3 protein-coding genes are annotated in these 3160 nt (G+C 74.3%); all 3 read right to left on the bottom strand.

Annotation, left to right across the window (positions count from 1 at the left end; all coding sequences use genetic code 11):
• Positions 1 to 291: 291 nt before the first annotated feature.
• Positions 292 to 693: a DUF3040 domain-containing protein gene (locus tag JNW91_RS30705; protein ID WP_139587174.1), complete on the bottom strand. Its 402-nt coding sequence runs from the start codon at positions 691 to 693 to the stop codon at positions 292 to 294.
• A gap of 116 nt (positions 694 to 809) precedes the next feature.
• Positions 810 to 2069, bottom strand: coding sequence for a DNA polymerase IV (locus JNW91_RS30700; RefSeq protein ID WP_203178963.1), 1260 nt, complete (start codon positions 2067 to 2069; stop codon positions 810 to 812).
• Positions 2070 to 2131: 62 nt separating this feature from the next.
• On the bottom strand, positions 2132 to 3160 hold a 1029-nt coding region (locus JNW91_RS30695; protein WP_203178962.1), incomplete at its 5' end, for an alkaline phosphatase family protein.

The following is a 3160-nucleotide window of genomic DNA, read 5'->3' as shown; positions in this document are numbered from 1 at the left end:
GGCGGCGGCGGTGCTCCGCCGCCGCCCCCTGGCACGGCCAGCCCTGCCTCAGCCTCCCCATCGCACTAATCACCATGAAGTGATCATGGGTGCCGTGGCGAGACGACGCCGAGCCGGCTCAGGCCAGGGCGGGGTGATGACGGCGCGAGACCTTGGGCGAGGCGACGTGGAGTGTGCGCTGCGGTGCCGGTGGCAGCGGAACGAGGCGCGCGGATACGGCAGGGCCGCCGGGGCTGTCTTCCGGCGACCCGCTCGTCGCGGTGTACGGCCCGCCTCAGCGGCGGGACGGGCTCAGCGGTGCCCCTCCGGGCGCTGCCGCCACCTGTCCTCCATGCGGTCCAGGAGCGACGGCCGGCGACCGGATCGGCCACCGCCGCGGGGACGACGACGACTCGTCGTGCCGCCCACCACGTGCAGGTCGGGTGACTGCGCCCGCCGGTGCGACTGCACCGCGAACGCGGCCGAGGCCAGCATGACGACGAAGCCCGCCACCGCCAGCGGTGGAGTCTTGATCACCGCGCCATAGACCAGTAGAGCCAAACCAGCGATGATCACGCCGGCAGCGACGAGCAGGCGACGCCGCGCATGGAAGCGCGGATCGCTGGCGCGCACGGCCGAGGCGAATTTGGGGTCCTCGGCAAGCGACCGCTCGATCTGCTCGAACAGCCGCTGCTCGTGCTCCGAGAGCGGCACGGCACTCCTCCCCGGTCACGTTGGTCGGGCCCACTCGGGCCGACAGACCGTGGCAGCCAACCGGCTGCTTACCCGCAAGTCTACGAGGGGGGTCGCGCGTCGGAAAGCGGGACGACCTACGGGTGGGGTGGATTTTCGTTTCGACGGGGATCACGGTCGCCCATCAGACTGGCCGGACCTATGACGGACCGCCCGAATCGGGCAGCAGCGGCGTCCGCGGCGGCTTCCGCCTCCCGCCAACCGCGCTCGGGCGCGCCGAGGGTGAGCTGCCGGGGTGCGCCCTGCGCGGGGGCGAGGCCCTCCACCCGGACACCGACGAGGCGGATCCGCTCGCCCGGGTCCAGCGTGGTGAAGAGCGCCCACACCGTGTCGAACATCTCGCGGGCCGTGTCGGTGGGTACGCCGAGGGTGCGGGAGCGGTTGACGGTGCGGAAATCGGCCAGCCGGACCTTGAGGGTGACCGTGCGCCCCACCTGCCCGGAGCCCCGCAACCGCACGCCGACCTTCGCGCTGAGCGCGAGCAGGGCGCGACGGATCTCCAGCGGGTCGGCCACGTCGGCGTCGAAGGTCACCTCGGCGCCGATGGACTTGTCGATGTGCTCGGGACTGACCCGACGCGGGTCCCGTCCCCAGGCCAGCTCGTGCAGGTGGGCCGCCGACGCCGCGCCGACCGCCTTGCGGAGCATGCCCAGCGGGGCCTCGGCCAGGTCACCGACGGTGGCCAGGCCGAGCCGGCGCAGCGTCTCCGCGGCCCGCTCCCCCACCCCCCAGAGCGCGCCCACCGGGAGCGGGTGCAGGAAGTCGAGGACCTGCCCCGGGGGCACGACCAGCAGACCGTCGGGCTTGGCGCGGGTCGAACCGAGCTTGGCCACGAACTTGCTCGGCGCCACCCCGACCGAGCAGGTCAGCCCCTGCTCGTCGACGACCCGGCGGCGGATCAGCCGGGCGATGGTGGCCGGCGAGCCGAAGAGTCGGCGGGCGCCGGTCACGTCGAGGAACGCCTCGTCGAGGGAGAGCGGCTCGACCAGTGGGGTGACGTCCCGGAAGATCTGCATCACCGCCCGGGAGGCGGCCGTGTAGGCGGTGAAATCCGGTGACAGGTAGACGGCGTGCGGGCAGCGCGCCCGGGCCTGGCTGGTCGGCATCGCGCTGCGGACGCCGTAGCGGCGGGCCTCGTAGCTGGCCGAGCTGACCACACCCCGCGGGCCGACACCGCCGACGATCACCGCTCGGCCGCGCAACTCGGGTCGGCGGCGCACCTCGACGGCGGCGAAGAAGGCGTCCATGTCGACGTGCAGGATCGGGCTGGCGGAATCGTCGGCGTCCGGCCCGAAGCGTGGATCCCCGCCCCGGGGCAACGACTGACTGCGGCCCATCCCGGCAGGTTAACCCGGCGGTACGACAACACCAGCGGCCAGCGGGCCGGACCGTGCGCCGGTCAGCCCCGCACGACCAACAGCGGCACGGTCAGCTCGGCCGCGGTGTCCGATCCGTGGTAGGCCACCAGCTTCGACGCCATCGGCCGTTCGGTGCGGCTGGCCATGACCGCGTACGTGTCGTTGCAGGTCACCACCACGTCGCCGATCCGCCCGAGATGCTCCTCGGGCACCGGCCCGAACCAGCCGGTGGCCACCACCTCGTCGCGGGTGCGTACCCGCGCGGCGTCGCCGAGGACCGCCGACCAGGCGGCCACCACGTCGTCGACCGCGCCCGGCACGACGTGCAGGTAGCGGACCCGGGCCTCGCCAGCCACCACCCGGATTCCGTCGCGCAGCCGGGGATCGGTGTCCAGGTCGAAGCGGTGCTCGGCGGGAATGTCGAGCTGGCCGTGGTCGGCGGTCACCAGCAGCGCCGCGTCCGGCGGCAGCCCGTCGACCAGCCGGGCGACCAGCGCGTCCACCTCGCCCGCCGCGATCCGCCAGGGTGCCGAGTCGACTCCGCTGACGTGGCCGTGCCGGTCCAGGTCGGCGTGGTAGCCGGAGACCAGGGTCGGTCCGGCGCCGCCGGCCAGCGCCGCCAGCATGGTGGTGGCCACCGCGTCCACGCCGGCGGCGCCCCGGAAGTTCCCGCCCCGGTTGGCGGCCAGGGTCAACCCGCTGCCGCCGAACTCCGGCCGGCTCACCACGGTCGTCGTCACGCCGGCGGCGCGGGCGCGCTCCAGCTGAGTGGTCACCGGCTGCCAGCTCAACGGCGCCGGATCCCCGGCCCAGTCGGTGTGGGTGAGCACCCGGTCCGTGCCGGGCACCCGCACGGTGAAGCCGAGCACCCCGTGTGCGCCCGGCGCGACGCCGGTGCCCAGCGACACCAGGCTGGTCGGGGTGGTGGACGGGAAACCGGCGATCAGCGGACGACCCACCGTCGCGGCGAGCCCGGCGAGCGTCGGCGCGTACGGGGCGGCGGTCGGCACCTGGTACCATCCGAGCCCGTCGACCAGCAGCACGGCGACCCGACGGACTCCGGCCAGCGC

The organism is Micromonospora parastrephiae (genome assembly GCF_016802865.1).
In the GTDB taxonomy this organism is placed as follows: Bacteria; Actinomycetota; Actinomycetes; order Mycobacteriales; family Micromonosporaceae; genus Micromonospora; species Micromonospora parastrephiae.
Note: the sequence above shows the minus strand (reverse complement) of the source record. Positions and strands in the feature narration are given on the sequence as shown.

What these genes read in the sequence shown, in the direction of transcription:
- JNW91_RS30700 (WP_203178963.1), bottom strand. Translation starts at nt 2,069, where the DNA reads ATGGGCCGCAGTCAGTCGTTGCCCCGGGGCGGGGATCCACGCTTCGGG.